Origin of the sequence: Aquabacterium sp. UBA2148 (genome assembly GCF_002328915.1) — a bacterium.
Taxonomy (GTDB): Bacteria; Pseudomonadota; Gammaproteobacteria; order Burkholderiales; family Burkholderiaceae_C; genus Aquabacterium; species Aquabacterium parvum.
Genome location: NZ_DCXA01000250.1, coordinates 14,124 through 14,904, shown reverse-complemented (window position 1 = coordinate 14,904; position 781 = coordinate 14,124). Strand labels below are relative to the sequence as shown.

Sequence of the window (781 nt, the reverse complement as noted above, 5' to 3'; positions counted from 1 at the left end):
CAGCGATTCGACTGGCCCAGATGATGTCCAATGGCTTTGCCGCCTGACTGTCAGGGCGCTGTCGCCCTCCTGTCGTGCCCCTGTCGTGGCGCTCCCCGTCCCCTTGCCCCAATCTCCACCCCGTGATGACAAGGACTCCCTCCCATGAACATTCAGAAATTGCGCCTGCAACGGGGTTGGTCACAGCAGCAACTCGCTGAACTGAGCGGGCTCAGCTCCCGCACGATCCAGCGCATTGAAAACGGGCAACCCGCCAGCGCCGAGTCCCTCAAATCACTGGCGTCGGTCTTCGAGATCGACTTCACCACCCTCACCAGTGAGCCAGACATGAGCGCAACAGCCACAGCCACCGCCACCGCAACAGCCGCCACCCAGGCCCAGCAAGCCGAACAACTCGCCCTCGCGAGGGTTCGCAAAATCCGCGGTTTCTACATCCACCTGGCGCAGTACCTGGTGGTCATCACCGTGCTGGCGGTCATCAACCTGGTGACGCACCCTTCCAAGCTGTGGTTCTTCTGGCCGGCCTTGGGCTGGGGCATTGGCGTTCTGGCGCACGCCGCCGCCACGTTCGAGTTCATCCCCTTCTTCGGCGCCGAGTGGGAGCGCAAACAGGTCGAAAAGCAGCTCGGGCGCCCCTTGTGAGCCATTCCTGAGGCCCCCCCCGCGCTGAGCCCCCAAGCTCGGTGCGCCATGCATTTTCGGACACGAGCCGAGTAAATTCAGACAAACGCCGAGCTCCCGGGCCCGCTCACGCCCCACCGAGGTGCATTTACCGAGCTCC

General features: G+C 63.6%; 1 protein-coding gene. It reads left to right on the top strand.

Translation table 11 applies throughout. From position 1 onward, the window contains the following. Positions 1–144 precede the first annotated feature (144 nt). The gene (locus B2W70_RS13895) at positions 145–642 is read left to right on the top strand and encodes a helix-turn-helix domain-containing protein (RefSeq protein ID WP_058087189.1); all 498 of its coding nucleotides are present in this window, start codon (positions 145–147) and stop codon (positions 640–642) included. The last annotated feature ends 139 nt before the right edge of the window (positions 643–781 follow it).